Source organism: Streptomyces cyslabdanicus (genome assembly GCF_052663305.1).
The window spans coordinates 61,267-80,186 of sequence record NZ_JBQRUW010000055.1 but is presented as its reverse complement, the minus strand read 5'-3'; the positions used below and the strand labels follow the sequence as shown (position 1 = coordinate 80,186).

Genomic DNA, 18,920 nt, shown 5'->3' with positions numbered 1-18,920 from the left:
CGGCGTGCCGCCCGCGCGCCTCCGCCCTACGCTCGCTGTATGCCCCGCCGCCCGCTCCGCGTGACCGGCGCCCCCGAAGGACCCCTGCGGGCCGCCCTCGCCGCACTGCGCACCACGCTCGGTGTGCCCGGAGGCTTCCCGCCCGCGGTGCTCGCCGAGGCGGAACGGGCCGCGCGGGACCCCGCGCTCCCCCTGCACGACGCCACCGACATCCCGTTCTTCACCCTCGACCCGCCCGGATCCGCCGGTCGTGACCGGGCCGGACTCGACCGGGCCGGACTCGACGGGGCCGGTCGCGAAGGGTCCGGACTCGACCGGGCGATGCACCTGTCCCGCCGGGGCAGCGGCTACCGCGTCCGCTGCGCCGTCGCCGACGTGGCCGCCTTCGTCGTGCCGGCGGGCGCCGTGGACGCCGAGGCGCACCGGCGGGCGGTCACCCTGTACCTCCCCGACGGCGGCGTCCCGCTGCACCCGGCCGTCCTGGGCGAGGGCGCCGCGAGCCTGCTGCCCGGGCAGACCCGGCCCGCCGTGCTGTGGACGGTCGACCTGGACGCGGAGGGCCGCACGCGGTCCGTCGACGTCCGCCGCGCCCTGGTCCGCAGCCGGGCACAGCTGGACCGCACCGGCGTGCAGAAGGAGATCGACGGCGGGACCGCCGACGAACCGGTCGCGCTGCTGCGGGACGTGGCACGACTGCGGGAGCGGCTGGAGGCCGAGCGCGGCGGCATCTCGCTCGTGGTGCCCGAGCAGGAGGTCGTGGAGCACCCGGCGGACGTGCCCGGGGGCCGCGCCTACGAGCCGGCGTACCGCGCCCCGCTCCCGGCCGACCGCTGGAACGCCCAGCTCTCCCTGCTCACCGGCATGGCCGCCGCGGAACTGATGCTGGCCCACGGCACCGGCGTACTGCGCACCCTGCCGCCCGCCCCCGACGGCGCGGTCGGCCGCCTGCGGCGCAGCGCGCACGCCCTGGGCGTCGACTGGCCGCACCACGTGTCCTACACCGCCCTCCTGCGCACCCTCGACGCGGACCGGCCGCGGCACGCGGCCTTCCTGCGGGAGTGCGCGTCCCTGCTGAGCGGCGCCGGCTACACCGTCTTCCGGGACGGCGGTCTCCCGGCGATCACCACGCACGCCGCCGTCGCCGCGCCCTACGCGCACTGCACGGCCCCGTTGGGCCGCCTCGCCGACCGGTACGCCACCGAGATCTGCCTGGCCGCCGCGGCCGGTCAGGACGTGCCCGAGTGGGTGCTCACCGGGCTGGACGCGCTGCCGGAACGGATGGCCGAGGGCACCCGGCGCGCGGCCGCCGTCGAGCGGGAGTGCCTGGACGTGGTGGAGGCCGCGCTGCTGAAGGACCGGGTCGGCGAGCTCTTCGACGGCTGGGTGATCGACGTCGACGCACACGGCCCCACGGCCGGCACCGTCCGCGTGGAGTCCCCGCCCGTCGTCGCCCGCGTCGAGTCCGGCACCGTCGGCGCCGCCCCCCTGCCCCTGGGCGAACGGCTCCGCGTACGCCTCACCCGGGCCGACCCGTCCGCCCCACCACCCGCGAGGGTGCGCTTCACCCCCGCGTGAGCACCCGCACGAGCCCACCGGCATCCTCGGCGTGGAACCGCACGAGCCGCACCGCCGGTCCGGCGGCTGACCCGGGTGGTGCTCCTGTGCCACGATCGAGGGAAGGTTCCCGGTCTCTCGAAAAGGTGATCTTGGAATGTCCCAGTCCGGTGAGCGACCGAAGGAGGGGCGTGACATGACTGCCGTGGCTCATGAGCCCACCACGCCGGCTGAGGGCCTGCTGGAGATCTTCCTGTCCCTCGACACCCCGGAAGGCTTCCGGGCCGAACTGATCGAGGGGGAGATCGTCGTGACGCCGCCGCCGGACGGGGAGCACGAGAAGTACATCAGCCGGGTCGTGAGGCAAGTGATCAAGCGGCCCAGGATCGACATGGACTTCTCGGGGAACAAGGGGCTGAAGCTGACGAAGGGCGGCGGGTGCCCGAAGAACTACGCGGTCCCGGACGTCACGTTCGCTGCCCTGAAGCTCGATTTCTTCGGGGGCGCCGACTGCTGGATGCCCTGTGACGGTGTGGCCATGGTGCTGGAGGTGACGTCCGCCAAGCCGGAGGCCGACCGTGAGGCCAAGCGCCGCTGCTATGCCCGAGAGGGGATTCCCCTCCATCTGCTCGTCGATCGCGACGCCTCCATGGTCACGCTGTTCAGCGAGCCGGAGAAGGGCGACTATCTACGGCTGCTCAAGCGCTCGTTCGGCGACTCTCTGTCTCTCCCCGAGCCCTTCGCCTTCGACCTAAACACAGCGGACTTCCTCTGACCAGCCGGAAGCGGTACCGGTCTGGGTGACCGGTACCATGGTGCCTACGGCAGACGAGCCGGGCGGACGGCCGCGTGGAGCCCTCAGGGGCTTCCCGAGGAACGTCCGGGCTCCACAGGGCAGGGTGGTGGCTAACGGCCACCCGGGGTGACCCGCGGGACAGTGCCACAGAAAACAGACCGCCGGGGATCTCGGTCCTCGGTAAGGGTGAAACGGTGGTGTAAGAGACCACCAGTGCCCAGGGTGACCTGGGCAGCTCGGTAAACCCCACCCGGAGCAAGGTCAAAAGGGGCCGCCGCAAGGCGGCCCTGCGCGGACGTTCGAGGGCTGCCCGCCCGAGTCCGCGGGTGGACCGCACGAGGCCGGCGGCAACGCCGGTCCTAGATGGATGGCCGTCGCCCCGGGCTCCGCGAGGAACCCGGGGAACAGAACCCGGCGTACAGCCCGACTCGTCTGCCGCTTCCTACGGCTTTGACTGGGAAAGGGCCTCCGACCTGCGTCGGGGGCCCTTTCCGTGCCTTCGGTGCCATGATGATCGTCCTCGGCGGGTTCCTGCTGGTGGAACGTCTGGTCGGCTGACGGGCCCGCCCTCGGCCCGTACGCACACCTGGATGTCCGCCGAAGGAGAGAACGTACGTGGAAGACTTCACGCAGCAGGAACAGGCACACCCCGCGGTCCACAAGCGCGTGCAGGACAGCTTCGACCGCCAGGGGCTGATGGCCCACCTCGGCGCCCGGATAGCGCACATCGCGCCGGGCCGCGTGCACATCGTGCTGCCGTCCCGCCCCGAGGTGACCCAGCAGCACGGCTACATCCACGCGGGCGCCACCAGCGCCGTCGCCGACACCGCGGGTGGCTACGCGGCGCTCACCCTGTTCTCCGAGGACTCCGACGTCCTCACCGTCGAGTACAAGATCAACCTGATCGCGCCCGCCGTCGGCGACCACATCGAGGCGATCGGAACCGTGTTGAAAGCCGGAAGCACCCTGACCGTCTGCCAGTTGGAGGTGTACGGCGTCCAGGCGGAGGGCGGGCGCAAGCTCGTCGCCAACGGCCAGCAGACCCTGATCCGTGTGACCAGGCCCGCCCCGTGAGTCCCAACTGCCCCGGAAGGCGGATGTGTTCCGCTTCGGCTTGCCCGTGCTTGGCTGGAAAGTGGTTGGTGGTGTTCGGAGTTGACGCGCCAGGGGAGTTCGTTTTTACAAGTTTGACACTTCGTCAACACATTTGGCAGCCTGTCCCCGTGCGCCGGCCGGGCTGAGGGTATGTCATCTTCCTTATCACGAGCGGGCGTTCAGGCGGTTGGTTCACGACGAAGTTGGGTCACCGGCGGTCTGTGCGGCCGGTCAGATCTTCTCGCGCGACAGTGTGGCTAGCATGATCAGGAACCCGGTCGGAAGATCGTCATCCACTTGGCGACCTCCTTTCCGACCTGCGGCCGCCGTGAGTCGGCTGCCCCGTTTCTTCTGATCTCCTGGACCGAGGGACCGCGGAATGTCAGTGCCTGCACCGCCCAGTCAGCACCGGCCGGCGAAGGCGCCGCACACCTCGCCGACCATGCCCCTGGTCGTGCTGGTGGTGGGCGCCACGGCCGGCGGTGTGGCCGTCACGCTGGCGCCGTCCGGCGTCCACACCTGGGCGCTGACCGTGGCGGCGGTCGCCTGGGTGTGCGTGGCCGTGACCGTCCTCGTGAGCCATCGGCTCGTCCAGCGGGCCCGGCGTACGGCCGCCGCGCAGACCTCCGAGACCGGCCGTCTCAGGGCGCAGTCGGCGCAGCTGTCGGCGGAGACCGCGCACCTGGTCAACGTGGTGCTGCCCGACCTTGCCAAGCGGCTGCGGGACGGCGCGAGCGCGACCGACGCGCTGGGCAGCGTGCCGCCGCCGTCCGAACCGCAGTTGGGCCGGATCGCGCACACCTTCGCCGCCGCAGTCGAGGAAGGCGTGCGGCACGCGGCAGCCCTGGACGGCGAGCGCCGGCAGGCCCAGCGGGAGCTGAACGAGGCGGCCGACGCGCTGGAGCGGCTGGTGCAGGAGACCCTGCCCGCCGCGGTCGCCCGGCTGCGCGAGGGCCAGTCCGCCGACACGGTGCTCGCCGAACTCGACCTGCCGCGGCTGCCCATGGTCCGCACCCCGACCGAGTCGTTCGTCCGCGAACTCGCCCACAGCGAGCGGCGCGCCGCCGCGGCACAGGCCGCCTCCACCAAGGCGCTCAGCCGCGTCCAGGCCAAGTCCGTCAGCATGCTCGCCGACCTGCGGGACATGCAGGAACGACACGGCGAGGAGGTCTTCGGCGACCTGCTGAAGCTGGACCACGGCACCTCCCAGCTCGGACTGATGACCGACCGGCTGGCGCTGCTCATGGGCGGCCGGTCCAGCCGCGCCTGGAACAAGCCGATCGTGATGGAGAGCATCCTGCGCGGCGCCGTCGGCCGTATCGCCGCCTACCAGCGGGTGCGCCTGCACTGCTCCACCACCGCCGCGATCTCCGGCTTCGCCGCCGAGGGCGTCATGCATCTGCTCGCCGAGCTGATGGACAATGCCGCGAACTTCTCCCCGCCCATCGACGAGGTGCACGTCTACGTCGAGGACCGCAGCGCCGGCATGGTCGTCACCATCGAGGACAGCGGCCTGAAGATGGCCGACGCGGCGATGCGCCGCGCCGAGGAGGCGGTGTCCGGCCACATGACCGACCTCGCCTCGCTCCAGGGCACCCGGCTCGGCCTCGCCGTGGTCGGACGGCTCGCGGTGAAGTACGGCATCAGCGTCAACTACCGCCCCTCGTCGCGCGGCGGCACCGGCGTCGTCGTCCTGCTGCCCCCGCAACTGCTCGCCCAGCAGCGCGAGTCGGTGTCGCGCGAGGTGGCCGGCCGCCCTGCCGCGGGGGCCGCGCCCACGCCGGGCCCCGCCCCCGCCGCCTCGCTCGCCCCGGCGCCCGAGCCCACCTCGCGCCCCGGCGCCGGCACCCCGGAGCGGCCCGCCGCCCGGCCGGAGCTGCCCGAACAGGGCCTGCCCCGGCGCGCCACCGGCGCCACGCCGAACGGCCTGCCCGTCCGCGCCCCCGGCCGCACCATGGCCGAGGCGGAGCGGGAGCGCGAGCAGCGCCGGTCGGCGTCCGAGGCGGCGTCCGGGTCGGCGACCGGCTCGGCATCCGGGGGCGCGTCAGAGGCGGCGGACGGAGCCCGCCCGGAGCCGCGTTCGGCACGCGACGCCGGCGCACGGTTCGGCGCCTTCCACCGCGGGCGCCGGTCCGCGGGCGGCACCGCCGGGCCGGACGCCGGGCCGGACGCAGGACCGGACGCCGGGTCCGAGTCCGAGCCGCCGGCCGCCCCGTAGCCGCCGACCGTTTTCGTACGGCGCCTCCGAGCCGCCGGCCGCCCCGTAGCCGCCGCCCCTTCCCGTACGGCGCCCGGGGCGTCGGCGCTCACTTCCCGCTCGAGTTCCTGAGATTGGAGGAACGGGCCGGTGACCGGTCAACCGGGCACCACCGTCCCATCACCCATCATGCAGACCACCGACAACAGCCTCACCTGGCTTCTGAAGAGCCTCCTGGAGCGCACCCCCGGAACCCGGCACGCTCTCGCCCTGTCCCGGGACGGCCTGAAGCTCTGCTGGACCGAACACCTGACGCTCGACCAGGCCGACCAGCTGGCCGCGATCTGCTCCGGCATCCAGGCCCTCGCCCAAGGCGCGTCCGTGGAGTTCGGCGACGGCAGCGGCGGCGTCCGGCAGTCCATGACCGAATTCCACGGCGGCCTGCTGTTCATCGTGGAGGCCGGCGAGGGAGCGCATCTGGCCGTCCTCGCCGAGGAGGACGCCGACCCCGGAGTGGTGGGCCACCAGATGTCGGAGCTGGTGGAGCAGATCGGCGAGCACCTGCGCGCCGAGCCCCGGGATTCCGTTCCGGGCAGTGCCGCCTCGTGATGCGCAAGCCCGTGGACACCGGTGACCCCGACCGGCTCTACACGGTCACGGCCGGCCGGAGCCGCGCCGGCGAATCCTTCGACCTGGTCACCCTCATCGTCAGTGAGTGCCGGCCCACCGCGGGAATGCAGTCGGAGCACGCCCGGATCCTGGAGCTGTGCCAACACCCCACGGCCGTCGTCGAGATCGCCGCGGAGCTGAAGCTGCCCATCACCGTGGTGCGGATCCTGCTCGGCGACCTGCTCGACACGGGCCGCATCACCGCCCGCCACCCGCGCGCGGCGCGTTCCGTCGCCTCGCTCCCCGATTCCGCGCTTCTCAAGGAGGTGCTCCATGGGCTCCGCAACCTCTGAGCCGCCCTCCCACCGCACGCCACTGGCCGATGCGGCGGAGACCGGCCTGAAGATCGTCATCGTGGGCGGTTTCGGCGTCGGCAAGACCACCCTGGTCCGCTCGGTGAGCGAGATCCGGCCGCTGAACACCGAGGAGGTGATGACGCAGGCCGGCGTCGGCGTCGACGAGACCAGCGCGGTCGCGACGAAGACGACCACGACGGTGGCGTTCGACTTCGGGCGGATCAGCCTCAACGAACGCATGGTGCTGTACCTGTTCGGCGCGCCGGGACAGGAGCGCTTCTGGTTCCTGTGGGACAGGCTGTTCTCCGGAACCCTGGGCGCCGTGGTGCTCGTGGACACGCGCCGGATGAACGACTCCTGGTACGCGATCGACCGGCTGGAGCACCACAGGACGCCGTTCGTGGTGGCCGTCAACCGGTTCGACGACGACACCAACCGGTACTCCCTGGAGGAGATACGCCAGGCGCTCGCGCTGCCCGAGCACGTGCCGATGCTCGACTGCGACGCGCGGGTCCGGGAGTCCGGCAAGGACGTGCTGGTCACTCTCGTGGACCACCTGTACGAACTGGCGACGGCCCAGGAGGCGACACCATGACCGACCCCTCTTCCGCGCAACCGGCTCCGCCGGGCTGCCCCGCCCACACCGACGCGGTGCGCCTGGGAGGGCTCGAGTACCAGCAGACGCCGTCGCAGCTGTACCGCGCGCTGCGCCGCGAGCACGGCGCGGTCGCGCCGGTGCTGCTCGACGGGGACATCCCGGCCTGGCTGGTGCTCGGCTATTCCGAGGTCACGTACGTGACCGGTCACGACGAGCTGTTCGCGCGGGACTCCCGGCGCTGGAACCAGTGGGAGAACATCCCGGCGGACTGGCCGCTGCTGCCGTACGTCGGCCACCAGCCGTCGGTGCTGTTCACCGAGGGCGACGAGCACCGGCGGCGGGCCGGGGTGATCACTCAGGCACTGGAGGGCGTCGACCAGTTCGAGCTGGCGCGCAACTGTCAGCTGATCGCCGACCGGCTCATCGCCGACTTCGCGGGCAGTGGCCAGGCGGAGCTGATGACCGGATACGCGCACGCCCTGCCGATGCGGGCCGTGGTCCAGATGTGCGGGATGCCGACTTCGGGCGAGGACACCCAGCAACTCGTCGAGGACCTGCGGATCTCGCTGGACGCCGCGGAGGGCGACGACCCGGTGGCCGCGTACGGGCGTGTGGGCGAGCGGCTGCGGCAGCTGGTGAAGGACAAGCGGGCCAGCCCCGGTCCTGACGTCACCTCGCGCATGCTGCTGCATCCGGCGGGGCTGACGGACGAGGAGATCGTCCAGGACCTGATCTCGGTGATCGCCGCGGCGCAGCAGCCGACGGCGAACTGGATCTGCAACACGCTGCGGCTGTTGCTGACGGACGAGCGGTTCGCGGTGAACGTGTCGGGCGGGCGGCTCAGTGTGGGCGAGGCGCTCAACGAGGCCCTGTGGCTGGACACGCCGACGCAGAACTTCATCGGGCGCTGGGCCGTTCGGGACACCCAGCTGGGCGGGCGGCAGATCCGGGCGGGCGACTGCCTGGTGCTGGGGCTGGCCGCGGCCAACACCGATCCGCAGATCTGGCCCGATGCGCACGTGGGTGCGGAGAACGCCGCGCACCTGTCGTTCAGCAACGGCGAGCACCGCTGCCCCTATCCGGCACCGCTGCTGGCGGACGTGATGGCGCGGACGGCGGTCGAGACGCTGCTGGAGCGGCTGCCCGACCTGGTGCTGTCGGTGGAGCCGGAGACGCTGACCTGGCGCCCGTCGATCTGGATGCGGGGGCTGACGGCGCTGCCGGTGCGGTTCACGCCGGTGGTGCAGTAGGGCGGGCGCCCGCTGACTCGGTAGGGCAGGCGCCCGGTGACCCGGTAGGGCAGGCGCCCGGTGACCCGGTGACGCGGTGGCCCGGTGGCCCGGTGGCCCGGTGAGGCGGCGGGCGCCCGGGCGTGCGGCGGCCGATGACCCGGTAGGGCGGGCGCCCCAGTCGTGCGGCGGTGCGATCCACCCGGTGGTGCGGCGGCGCGGGCACGGCGCCGGTGCGGGTGGGCTCATGGGCCCCTGGCGGGGCCCATGACCTCGGCGGTGGTGCGGGCTGGGCGGTCAGGCGTCCGTCACGGGCGTGAACCGCACCGGCAGGCGCTGCGGTCCGCGGGTGAAGACGCCCTCCTCGACCGGGTCGAAGCCGTCGGCGAGGCGCAGGTCGGGCATGGCGTCCAGCAGCTGGCTGACGCCGATCTCGACCTCCGCCTTGGCGAGCAGCGCGCCGACGCAGAAGTGCCGGCCGAGCGCGAAGGCGAGGTGGTCGGCGGCGGCGGAGAAGGCGGTCGTGGTGGTCAGGTCGTCGCGGAAGATGTCGAACCGGTCGGGGTCGCGGTAGCGGCTCTCGTCGCGGTTGGCGGCGCCGATCAGGCAGGTGACGGTGGCGCCGGCGGGTATGGTGCCGCCGCTGAGCTCCACCTCGGTCGCGGACTGCCGCATGATCATGTGGACGGGCGGGGTGTACCGCAGGGTCTCGGCGAAGGCCCGCGGGATCAGGTCGCGGTCGGCGCGGACGGCGGCGAGCTGGTCGGGGTGGAGCAGCAGGTTCGCGAAGATGCTGGCGATCGCCTTGTCGGTGGTCTCGCCGCCGGCGGCGAGCAGCAGGCTGCAGAACGCCTTGATGTCCTCGTCGCTCATCCGCACGCCGTCGACCTCGGCGGCGCACAGCGTGGACAGCAGGTCGTCGCCCAGGTTCTCGCGGCGTTCCCGGATGATCGGCAGCATGTACTCGGCGAACTCGACACGGGTCCGCTCGCCCGCCGCGGCCACCTCGGGGTCGCCCGAGAGGTTGCCGAGGAAGGCGATGACGGACGTGTACCAGCGGTGGAAGCGGGGGTGGTCGGCCTTGTCGAGGCCCAGCATGTCGGCGATCACGTTGACCGGGAAGCGGGTCGCGTAGTCGTTGACCAGGTCGGCGGAGCCGGAGTTGCGGAAGGCGTCGATCAGTTCGCGCGAGTTGCGCTCGATGACGGGGAGGAACTTCTCCTGGAGGTCGGCGCCGCGGAAGGCGGGGGCGACGAGGGCGCGGCGCACGGCGTGCTCACGGCCGCTGAGCTGGAGGATCGTCTTGCCGTGCACGGGCTCGATCTGCCAGTCGTAGTTGTCGGTGGTGAACTCGCCGTTCTTGTCCTTGAAGACGCGCTCGACGTCCTCGTAGCGCGAGATGATGTAACTCTGCGTGGCCTCGTGCCAGATGAGGGGCGCGGTGTCGCGCATCAGACGGTACGCCGGGTAGGGGTCCGCGGCGAACTCGGGCGAGAGGATGTCGGGCACCTGCTGCGCGGTGGACATGGGGCTCCCTCAAGATCAGTGACTCGCTTTCGCCACAAGGTAATTGATCAATGGTCAGCAAAGACAGCCCCCACTGGTCCCCGGCTGTCCCACCTACTACGGCGCAGACCACGACCACCCGGGCCCGCGGCCGGACCGGTGCTGCGCCGAACTGGCCGGCGGTCCGCTGGACGGCTGTTGTTGTTCCCTGGATCACCCGGTTGAGGCAGTACGTTGGTCCGATGATCGATGCTGTGCCGCCCGGCGGTGCTGTCCTTGATGCGGATGAACTGGACGCTCGGTGGGCGAATGCCTGGCGGCCGGAACAGGTTGCGGAGCGGTTGGCCGGCGTCAGCGCGCCCTGGTGCGTCGTGGCAGGCTGGGCGCTGGATCTGTTCCGCGGAGGCCAGTCGCGGCCCCACGGTGATCTGGAGATCGCGGTGCCCGCGGCGGGGTTCACGGAGGTTCGGGACCGCTTCCCCCAGTACGTGTTCGACGCGGTGGGCTCGGGACGGGTTTGGCCGAGGGCAGGAGCCGAGGTGCTCGCGGCCACGCACCAGACCTGGCTGCGGGATCCGGTGAGCGGTCGGTTCCTGCTCGACGTCTTCCGTGAACCGCACGAGGGTGGCAGGCCCCCGGTTAGCGAGACATGGTCAGCCGCGTAATCGCACGCGGTAAACCCGGCGATGTCGATGGTGGGTCGGTCAGGCCCCGGTCGAGGTGCCGGCGGAGGGCGAGGGCGTCGTCGGCCAGGGCGGTGAGCAGGGTGGCGGTGGGGGAGAGGCGCAGGACGGCCGCGTCCGCTTCGACGGGCGTGGGCTCGGGTTCGGGTGCGGACGGCTGGTCGGGGTCGACGACCAGCAGCGTGCCCAGCGCTCGGTGACCGCCGGTGACGGCCGGGCCGTGCCAGCCCGGGACGTCCGGGCCGACGGCGAACTCCTGGTCGTGGAGGGGGCGGCCGGCGAGGGTCACCCGCAGGTGCTGGCGGACCGCGCCGGGGGCTTCGCCGCGGCGGCCCAGGAGCAGTTCCTCGCGGGCGAGCAGGCGGGCGCCCGGTGCCAGGTCGACGCGTGTCGTGGCGTGGTGGTCGCAGCGCCCGGCGGCGATGACCGGTTCGGGCAGCCAGACCAGGGTGCCGCCCGGCGCGACCCGCAGGTGGGTCTCCATGTGCGAGGGACGGCCGTGCGGCCCCGGCAGCACCAGGGTCGCCGCCACCGTGCGCACGACGAGCGCCGCGTCCGCCGCGACCTCGACGTCCAGCCGCAGGAGGTCCCCGCCGATCGGGCCCGCGGCCGCGGCGGCCAGCGCGACGTGGGCGGCGCCCCGCGGGTTCCAGCGGCCCGTCGGCTCCGCCGCGACGGTGGGGCGCAGCACCAGCGGCGCGTCGGAACGGAGCCGGCTGATCCGGGTCCTGGCCCTGCCGGACCGGTCCCGGTCGGCGGTCACCTCGAGGCAGGCGTGGGCACGCATCACCGGGCGGGGACGCCGAGGCGCTGCCGTACCCACGCGGCGACGTCGGCCGCGGTGGGGTCCTGGACCAGTGAGGTGAACAGCACGGGCAGGTCGCCGCGCTTGGCGCGGGCGTCGCGGTCCATCACGGCGAGGTCCGCGCCGACCTGCGGCGCCAGATCGGTCTTGTTGATGACCAGCAGGTCGGCCGAGGTGACACCGGGGCCGCCCTTGCGGGGGACCTTGTCCCCGCCGGCGACGTCGATGACGAAGATCTGGTGGTGGACCAGTCCGCGACTGAACGTGGCGGTGAGGTTGTCCCCGCCGCTCTCCAGCAGGACGAGGTCGAGCGGCGGCAGGGTCGCCTCCAGTTCCTCCACGGCTTCGAGGTTGGCGGAGATGTCGTCCCGGATCGCGGTGTGGGGGCACGCCCCGGTCTCGACCGCCCGGACCCGTTCGGCGGCCAGTACGCCGTTGCGCAGCAGGAAGTCGGCGTCCTCGGTGGTGTAGATGTCGTTGGTGACCACGGCCAGGGAGAGTTCCGGGGCCAGGGTGCGGCACAGTGCCGCGACCAGTGCGGTCTTGCCGGAGCCGACCGGGCCGCCGATACCGATGCGCAGCGCCCGGCCGGGGTGGCGGGGCAGGGCTCCGGCCCCCTGCGCGCCGACGTCCGAGTGGTCGTGCGCGTGGCCGTGTGAGTCGTCGTGCGCGTGGTCGTGCGGGTGTGAACGGGGGCGGTCGGGGCGCGGGGTGGGGTCGGGGAGCAAGGGGTCAGGACGCAAAGAGACGCACCTCCCAGGCGGCGTGGTGTTCGGCACGGATGTCGAGGAGAGGGCCCGCGCGGGACGGGAGCGCCGCGGGCGCGGTGTGCGCGTGGTGTGCCGCCTCGGCGGCGACGGCGGCGATCCGCGGGCCCAGCCGGGCGACCGCCGCGTGGACCGCGAACGGGTCGAGACCGAGCAGCCGTACGGCGGCCGTCGCCGGGGTGAGTACCGCGTCGTGAGCGGCGGCCAGCGCCGCGGCGTCCGGCCCCAAGCCCGCCGCCGCGGCCACCGCGCCCAGGGCCACCGGGTGATGGGGGCCGTGCCGGGGCGCCGCGCTCAGCTCGTCCAGGCGGGGGTGGGGCCAGATCGTACGGGCTGCCCGCAGCAGTTGCCGTCCCAGGCGGCGGGAGGCGGTCCGCAGCGCCGTTGACGGGGTCCTCGCGGCGAACTCGTGGTCCAGCGTCTCCAGTGTCTCCAACGCTTCCAGAGCCGCGCCGGTGTCAGACCCCCGGCGGTCCGTACCGCCGAAGGCGGCACACGCCGCCGCCGTGAACGCGGCGGTCACCACGCCGGTCGTCGCCAGGCGCCCGCGCAGGAACTCCTCGAGCGCGGCCAGATCGCGTACGCCGTCCAGGGCCGCCGCCGCTTCCAGACCGCCGGAGTGGGCGTGCCCGCCGGAGGGGAAGCGGCCGTCGGCGAGCAGCAGCAGCGCCGGCAGCGTCGTCTGCGGCTGCCGGTCCTCGGATGTCCGGGTGTCCTGGGTGTCGTCGGCGTTCATCGAAGCGCGGTGGTGTCGGGGTCAGAAGAGGAAGTAGCGCTGAGCCATCGGCAGCTCGGCCGCGGGCTCGTGCTCGATCAGCTCGCCGTCGACGCGCACGCTGTACGTGTCGGCGTCGACCTCGATGCGTGGAGTGGCGGTGTTCTCCGGAAGGTCCCGCTTGCCGCGCCCGCGGACGTTCTCCACGGCCACGAGCGGCCGCCGGATCGCCAGGCGCTCGGCGAGCCCGTCCTCCAGGGCGGCCGGCGAGACGAAGGCGACGCTGCTCGCGGCGGCGGCCGGGTTGCCCACGTTGTAGCCCAGCCGGTTCAGCACCGGCTGGGGCGTGGGGATCGACGCGTTCGGGTCGCCGAGGGCGGCGCTCGCGGCCATGCCGGCCTTGAACACGACCGTGGGCCGCACACCGAACAGGGCGGGCTGCCACAGCACCAGGTCGGCCAGCTTGCCGGGCTCGACGGAACCGATCTCGCGTTCGAGGCCGTGGGCCACCGCCGGGCAGATCGTGTACTTGGCGACGTAGCGGCGGGCCCGGTGGTTGTCGGCCACGCTGTCGCCGGGCAGGGAGCCGCGCAGCTTCTTCATCTGGTGGGCGGTCTGCCACGTCCGGGTCACGACCTCCCCGATCCGGCCCATCGCCTGCGCGTCCGACGACATGATCGACAGAGCTCCCAGGTCGTGCAGCACGTCCTCCGCGGCGATGGTCGTGGGACGCACCCGGCTCTCGGCGAACGCCAGGTCGTTGCGCACCTGGGGGTTGAGGTGGTGGGCCACCATCACCATGTCCAGTGCCTCGGCGACCGTGTTGACGGTGAACGGGCGGGTCGGGTTGGTCGAGGCGGGCAGCACGTTCGGCTCGCCGGCGATCCGGATGATGTCCGGTGCGTGGCCGCCGCCCGCGCCCTCGGTGTGGAACGCGTGGAAGGTCCGGCCGCCCACGGCGGCGAGCAGATCCTCCACGAAGCCCGCCTCGTTGAGGGTGTCACTGTGGATCGCGACCTGCACCCCGGCCTCGTCGGCGACGGTCAGCGCGGCGTCGACCGCGGCCGGGGTGGCTCCCCAGTCCTCATGCACCTTGAACCCGCCGGCGCCGCCGCGCAGCTGCTCCCACAGTGCCTCGTGGGACACGCTGTTGCCGCGGGCCAGGAACAGCACGTTGAGCGGCCAGGGCTCGCAGGCCTCCAGCATCCGCCGCAGCCACCAGGCGCCCGGCGTGGCCAGGGTCGCCTTCGACCCCTCGCTCGGCCCCGTGCCACCGCCGACGAACGTGGTGGTGCCCGCCGCGAGGGCTTCCTCGAACATGTCCGGGCCGACGAAGTGCACATGGGTGTCGACCGTGCCCGCCGTGAGGATCAGGCCGTTTCCGGCCGCGATCTCCGTGGACGGGCCGATGACGAGGTCGGGGTGGACCCCGTCCATGGTGTCGGGGTTGCCCGCCTTGCCCAGTGCCACGATCCGGCCGTCACGGACGCCCACGTCGGCCTTCACCACGCCCCAGTGGTCCAGGACCACCGCGCCGGTGATGACCAGGTCCGGGGTGCCCTCGCCACGGGTGGCCCGGGACTGGCCCATGGACTCCCGAATGGACTTCCCGCCACCGAAGACGGCCTCGTCACCGCCGCCGCAGAGGTCCTGTTCGACCTCGATGAACAGGTCGGTGTCGGCCAGGCGGATCCGGTCCCCGGCGGTCGGGCCGAACGACGCGCCGTACTCGCGCCGGCTGACCTCAGCCATCGAGTCCCCCTCCGCACAGACCCCGCAGGCCGGCCACGATCCGCCGGCCCCCGATCGGGACCAGCTCCACTTCCTCCACGGCGCCGGGCTCGAAACGCACCGAGCCGCCCGAGAGCACATTGAGCCGCAGCCCCCACGCGGCCTCGCGGTCGAACTCCAGCGCGGCGTTGACCTCCGCGAAGTGGAAGTGCGAACCGACCTGGATCGGGCGGTCGCCGGTGTTTTCCACCCGCAGCCTGACGACCTCCATGCCGGCGTTGATCACGACCGGTTCGTCGCCGTAGAGCACCTCACCCGGGATCAGCGGCCGGTCGGTCTCCGGTTGATCGCCCGTGCAGTACCCCCCGGTCCCGCCCCGGCGCGGCGGGCTGGGGCTGCCGACGCCGCCGGCGGGGTGGAGCACCGAGCCGTGCTGGTTCGGCCTGCCCGGGTCGTCGCCGGCCTGCCGGCCGCCTTTCGTGATCATGAGATGGGTCCTGTCACCGTGATCAGGTTCGTGCCGTCGGGGAAGGTCGCTTCGACCTGCAAGTGCCCCAGCATCTCCGGCACCCCCTCCATCACGTCGTCGCGCGTGAGCACCGTGCGGCCGGCCTCCATGAGTTCGGTGACGGTCCGGCCGTCCCGAGCCCCCTCCAGCAGGAACGACGTGATCACCGCGGTCGCCTCCGGCAGGTTCAGCAGCAGGCCCCGCTCCCTGCGCTCCAGGGCCAGCTTCGCTGCCGTGTAGATCATCAGGCGCTCACGCTCGTGCAACGTCAGCAGCATCGGCCGCCTCCACGGGCTCAGAGGTAGAACCAGGCACTTGCAGTTAATCCCAAACGCCATCCCGTCGCAGAGCGAGAACTCACCCAGGGTGGTGATCAGCGGGACCCTTCGACGCGCCGGACGTCCTCCGCGCGCACGCCATCGGCCTGGGCGTCCGACACGGTCGCCCGCCGCGGCCGGCCGTGCAGGGTCAGATAGAAGATCTGGAGGGAATCCCGTGCTCCGCCCGTCTCGAAGCGGTTGAGGACCTTGCCCAGCGGGTTCCACAGACGCCCGTCCGGCATACGGACGCCGACCGGCTGGCCGAAGCAGGCCCGCAGGTCGGCATCGAAGTCCACCCAGGTCGCTCCGGCGTGGCGCACCAACACCTCACCTACGTAAGCTCCGAGCCCGAGTAGGGGTCCCCGTACGCGCTCGCACGAAGCACCACCCTTGCGCATGCCGTCGATCAGGAAGTCGACGATCCGCAGACTCGCCACGGAGTAGTCCAGCGGCAGCCGGCTGCGCCCCGTGAGGCGCGCGACCAGGGCCGCCGCGTGCAGGTGCATCCCCTCCGCGTCCGGGTTGTTCTCGTCGGCCTCGGCCATGGAATCCCACCCCTTCGCTTGCTGTGGGGCCTTGACTTGCTCCCCGGTTAGCAAGCGGATTCCGTTGCCGGAACGTCACGCGAGGCCGGTGCTACGACCGGTGCCGCCGCCCTGGCCGGTGCCCCCGCCCGGCCGGTGGGGACGGGTCGGCCGATGGGGACGGGGCGGCGTGGCCGGGCGGGGCGGTCGGGTCAGCGCGTGGCGTAGCGGGACTGTCCGGCGGCGGTGCGGATGCCCGGGAGCGCGGAGTAGAGGGTCTTGCCCGGGCAGAGGGTGGCGAAGCCGTCCCTGTGGCCGGAGATGGTGTTCAAGGTGGCCTTCTGGCCGGACTTGTACACGCCGGTGTCACCCGCCGCGGTGAGGGTGACCTTGGCCTCCGGGTCGACGCCGTCCAGGCCGAGCTTCCAGGCGGCGAGGTCGGCGATGGCCTGCTTGGCGGCGGCGGTCGGAGTGCCGCCGTTCTCGTAGTCGCCCAGCAGGGAGATGCCCGCCGAGTTGCCGTTGAAGCCATAGGTGTGGGCGCCGCGCACCCGTTGGTCGACGCCGCCGGCGCGGCCCTCGAAGACGGTGCCGCACTTGTCGACGAAGAAGTTGTAGCCGAGGTCGTTCCAGCCTTCGGTGCGCACGTGGTAGACGAGGATCGCGCGGATGATGGCGGGTGAGTCGGCGCAGCTGTAGTCGTTGGTGCCCGCGGTGTGGTGGACGAAGACGGCCTCGATCTTGTCCAGGTACTCGGGCGGGTCCTCGACCAGGGACTCGTCGGCGCCCCAGGCGGCGCGGTCGACGATCGCGGGGGCGGCGGGCCCGGTGGGCGCGGTCGTGCCGGGCGCCGAGGAGGCGGGCGGCTCGGAGGTGTCGCCCGTGGACTGAGGGGCCGAGTCGGCCGGCTCCGGCCCGGTACTGTCGCCAGGAGCCGGGGAGCCGCCGGAGTCCGCGGGGCCGGTGGGCTCCGAACCTGTGGTCGGCTGTGTGTCCGAGCCGGTGTCCGAGGTGGGTACGGGTGCCTCGGTGGTGTGGTCGGCGGGGTTGGTCGGCTCGGGTGCCTTCCCGTCGTCGGTGGTGGCCTCGGCGGTGGGGGAGGGGGCCGTGTCCGAGGAGCCGTCGCCGTTGCCGGCGGCATCGGTGGGCGTGGCGGACGAGTCGGTGTCCGTCGGGGTGTCGCCGGGCGCGGAGGAGGAGCCGGGGGAGGACGGCTGTGGGGTGGGGGCTGCCGTGCCGCCTGTGGCGTCGCCCGGCTTCGTGCCACCCTTGCCGTTGCCGTTGCCGTTGCCGTTGCCGTTGTTGCCCTGGCCTTGGCCGTTGCCCTTGTTCTGGCCGTTGCCCTTGTTCTGGCCGTTCCCCTTGTCCTGGCCGTTGCCTTGGCCTTGGCCGTTCCCCTTGTCCTGGCCGTTCGCCTTGCCGTTGCCGTTGCCGTTGCCGTTGCCGTTGCCGTTGCCGTTGCCGTTGCCGTTGCCGTTGCCCTTGCCCTGCGGGGCGGTGCCGGGGTCGATCAGGTCGAGGCGCAGTCCGTCGGGGACGGTGGTCTGCCTGCCGTCGGCCGTGACGCGTGCCTCGACCGCGTCGGAGGGGCCCACCCACAGCGGTTCGGAGGCGCCACGGGTGCCCGGGGCGCGGCCTTCGTCGGTCTCGGGTCCGACCGTGTCGAAGTCGAGGTCGCGCCAGTCGGTCCACTCGCCGTCGGCGGCGGCGCGGGTACGTATCTGGGCCGTGCCGTCGAAGGACCTGGCGCGGTCCTCCCAGGAGACACCGATCAGGGAGAAGGCCTTGGTGTCGGTGCGGGGAAGGGTGCGTTCGGAACTGTCGGAACCGGCGAGCGTGATGGTGTCCGCCCTCGCCGGGCGAGCGTCCGCGGCCCCCGCGTCCGTGGCGTGATCGGGAGTCAGGACCACGGCGGCCGTGGCCAGACCGGCGCCGCCGATCACGGTGGCGCCGACGGCCAGCCAGACCCGGCGTCTACCGGCACGTGCGCGGCGGGAACGAGATCTTGTGGAGCTCATGCTTTTCCCTCGGTGGTGTCGAGTGCGTGCTCTTCGCGCTCTTCGCGATCAGGCAGCGCGCGGGGAATGCCGGTCGGCGGATTCGAATGCGGCGACGCTCGGTGACATGCCGTCATGATTTCCGTCCCCTCGTGCATTCCATTCAGCTGTTGTGTGAGTCGGCGTTTATACCCGGTACCGGGAACAGCTGTCCACCGAAAGGAAATAGCGGACATTCGGGGCTTCTGCTCCGCCTGGAGTGTTGGCGAAGTCGATGAAGTGCCGGTAATGTCCGCTCGCTTGACATGGTGTCTGTGAGGTGACTAGAAATTCGGCGCGGCTGCGCATCGCGTCGACCCGGAAAGGCGGAGCGGAAAAGCACCGCACGGCACCCGTTGATGCGGGAAAAGGGGACTCAATTCCTGGAACGCGGAATTCAATGCTCCGGTTGCTCGGGTGCCGACCGCCGTGAGCCCCGTCCCGCCAGGCCGATTTCGCGCACCCCGCTCGGCGCGGAGGCGGGCGAGGCGAGGGCCACGAGGGTCGTGGTCATCCCTCCGTCGCCGCGCGGTCCCGCAGTCCCGGGGCGATCAGGGCGACGCAGCCGAGGGTGAGCAGGATGGCGAGCGCGACGAGAGCGACCAGCGCTCCCGGCACATCGTCGGCGAAGAACGCCGGTACGGCGCTGAGCGCCGACAGCAACCGGGTGACGATCACGGCCACCGCTCCGGCGCGGCTCCCGCGCCAGGCCAGGACGACGCCGACCAGAGTGATCAGTCCGATGACGGCGCCCGCCACGGCGACCGCGAACGGGGGGTGTTCACCGTCCCCGAACGGCATCGAGACCACGTCGACGAGACCGAGCAGGCCGGCCAGGACCAGCCCGGTGACGAGAACACGGGAGCGCTTCACGGGATCCTCCTCCGCAGG

General features: G+C 72.5%; 18 protein-coding genes, 1 other RNA gene and 1 pseudogene. 10 read left to right on the top strand and 10 right to left on the bottom strand.

What is annotated here, in order from left to right; genetic code table 11:
• Positions 1-39: 39 nt before the first annotated feature.
• From ACTYVM_RS30325 to ACTYVM_RS30285, 9 genes are all read left to right on the top strand, one after another.
• Positions 40-1,575 carry an RNB domain-containing ribonuclease gene (locus ACTYVM_RS30325; RefSeq protein WP_445529028.1) on the top strand — a complete coding sequence of 512 codons (1,536 nt, stop codon included), beginning with the start codon at positions 40-42 and terminating at the stop codon, positions 1,573-1,575.
• Between the two features lie 175 nt (positions 1,576-1,750).
• Positions 1,751-2,329 (top strand): Uma2 family endonuclease, encoded by a 579-nt coding sequence (locus ACTYVM_RS30320; protein WP_445529027.1) that lies wholly within the window; start codon positions 1,751-1,753, stop codon positions 2,327-2,329.
• 54 nt (positions 2,330-2,383) lie between these two features.
• Positions 2,384-2,785: RNase P RNA component class A (gene rnpB, locus ACTYVM_RS30315), an RNA gene on the top strand.
• Between the two features lie 180 nt (positions 2,786-2,965).
• Positions 2,966-3,424: a PaaI family thioesterase gene (locus ACTYVM_RS30310; protein ID WP_445529026.1), complete on the top strand. Its 459-nt coding sequence runs from the start codon at positions 2,966-2,968 to the stop codon at positions 3,422-3,424.
• Positions 3,425-3,824: 400 nt separating this feature from the next.
• A complete protein-coding gene (locus ACTYVM_RS30305) occupies positions 3,825-5,663 on the top strand; it encodes a sensor histidine kinase (RefSeq protein WP_445529025.1) in 1,839 nt (612 codons plus the stop codon).
• Between the two features lie 168 nt (positions 5,664-5,831).
• Positions 5,832-6,251 carry a roadblock/LC7 domain-containing protein gene (locus tag ACTYVM_RS30300; RefSeq protein WP_400025587.1) on the top strand — a complete coding sequence of 140 codons (420 nt, stop codon included), beginning with the start codon at positions 5,832-5,834 and terminating at the stop codon, positions 6,249-6,251.
• The gene (locus tag ACTYVM_RS30295) at positions 6,248-6,604 is read left to right on the top strand and encodes a DUF742 domain-containing protein (protein WP_400025589.1); all 357 of its coding nucleotides are present in this window, start codon (positions 6,248-6,250) and stop codon (positions 6,602-6,604) included. The genes ACTYVM_RS30300 and ACTYVM_RS30295 overlap by 4 nt, the downstream gene beginning before the upstream one ends.
• Complete coding sequence (locus ACTYVM_RS30290) at positions 6,585-7,202, top strand: GTP-binding protein (RefSeq protein WP_400025590.1); 618 nt, start codon at positions 6,585-6,587, stop codon at positions 7,200-7,202. Before ACTYVM_RS30295 ends, ACTYVM_RS30290 begins: the two co-directional genes overlap by 20 nt.
• Positions 7,199-8,455 (top strand): cytochrome P450, encoded by a 1,257-nt coding sequence (locus ACTYVM_RS30285; RefSeq protein WP_445529024.1) that lies wholly within the window; start codon positions 7,199-7,201, stop codon positions 8,453-8,455. The genes ACTYVM_RS30290 and ACTYVM_RS30285 overlap by 4 nt, the downstream gene beginning before the upstream one ends.
• Positions 8,456-8,731: 276 nt before the next feature.
• Here ACTYVM_RS30285 and ACTYVM_RS30280 read toward each other — a convergent pair whose 3' ends face one another.
• Positions 8,732-9,961, bottom strand: coding sequence for a cytochrome P450 (locus ACTYVM_RS30280; RefSeq protein WP_445529023.1), 1,230 nt, complete (start codon positions 9,959-9,961; stop codon positions 8,732-8,734).
• Between the two features lie 221 nt (positions 9,962-10,182).
• Between ACTYVM_RS30280 and ACTYVM_RS30275 the strand changes: the two are divergent.
• Positions 10,183-10,569: pseudogene (locus tag ACTYVM_RS30275) on the top strand (nucleotidyltransferase domain-containing protein); the annotation flags it as partial.
• A 10-nt stretch (positions 10,570-10,579) separates the two neighbouring features.
• On the opposite strand, the gene ACTYVM_RS30270 reads toward ACTYVM_RS30275, so the two are convergent.
• The 9 genes from ACTYVM_RS30270 to ACTYVM_RS30230 all read right to left on the bottom strand — a co-directional run bounded on the left by ACTYVM_RS30270 (position 10,580) and on the right by ACTYVM_RS30230 (position 18,902).
• Positions 10,580-11,410 (bottom strand): urease accessory protein UreD, encoded by an 831-nt coding sequence (locus ACTYVM_RS30270; protein ID WP_445529022.1) that lies wholly within the window; start codon positions 11,408-11,410, stop codon positions 10,580-10,582.
• Entirely contained in the window at positions 11,410-12,171 is a 762-nt protein-coding gene (ureG, locus tag ACTYVM_RS30265) for an urease accessory protein UreG (RefSeq protein ID WP_445529021.1), read from the bottom strand. The genes ACTYVM_RS30270 and ureG overlap by 1 nt, the downstream gene beginning before the upstream one ends.
• Positions 12,161-12,931: an urease accessory protein UreF gene (locus ACTYVM_RS30260; protein WP_445529020.1), complete on the bottom strand. Its 771-nt coding sequence runs from the start codon at positions 12,929-12,931 to the stop codon at positions 12,161-12,163. The genes ureG and ACTYVM_RS30260 overlap by 11 nt, the downstream gene beginning before the upstream one ends.
• 21 nt (positions 12,932-12,952) lie before the next feature.
• On the bottom strand, positions 12,953-14,662 hold the full coding sequence (locus ACTYVM_RS30255; protein ID WP_445529019.1) for an urease subunit alpha: 1,710 nt from the start codon (positions 14,660-14,662) through the stop codon (positions 12,953-12,955).
• Positions 14,655-14,966, bottom strand: a complete 312-nt coding sequence (locus tag ACTYVM_RS30250; RefSeq protein ID WP_445529041.1) for an urease subunit beta — start codon at positions 14,964-14,966, stop codon at positions 14,655-14,657. The genes ACTYVM_RS30255 and ACTYVM_RS30250 overlap by 8 nt, the downstream gene beginning before the upstream one ends.
• 158 nt (positions 14,967-15,124) lie before the next feature.
• Complete coding sequence (locus ACTYVM_RS30245) at positions 15,125-15,427, bottom strand: urease subunit gamma (protein ID WP_445529018.1); 303 nt, start codon at positions 15,425-15,427, stop codon at positions 15,125-15,127.
• A gap of 95 nt (positions 15,428-15,522) precedes the next feature.
• Positions 15,523-16,014, bottom strand: coding sequence for a hypothetical protein (locus ACTYVM_RS30240; RefSeq protein ID WP_445529017.1), 492 nt, complete (start codon positions 16,012-16,014; stop codon positions 15,523-15,525).
• A 191-nt stretch (positions 16,015-16,205) separates the two neighbouring features.
• Positions 16,206-18,011: a peptidoglycan recognition protein family protein gene (locus ACTYVM_RS30235; RefSeq protein ID WP_445529016.1), complete on the bottom strand. Its 1,806-nt coding sequence runs from the start codon at positions 18,009-18,011 to the stop codon at positions 16,206-16,208.
• A 528-nt stretch (positions 18,012-18,539) separates the two neighbouring features.
• Positions 18,540-18,902: a hypothetical protein gene (locus tag ACTYVM_RS30230; RefSeq protein ID WP_445529015.1), complete on the bottom strand. Its 363-nt coding sequence runs from the start codon at positions 18,900-18,902 to the stop codon at positions 18,540-18,542.
• Positions 18,903-18,920 lie beyond the last annotated feature (18 nt).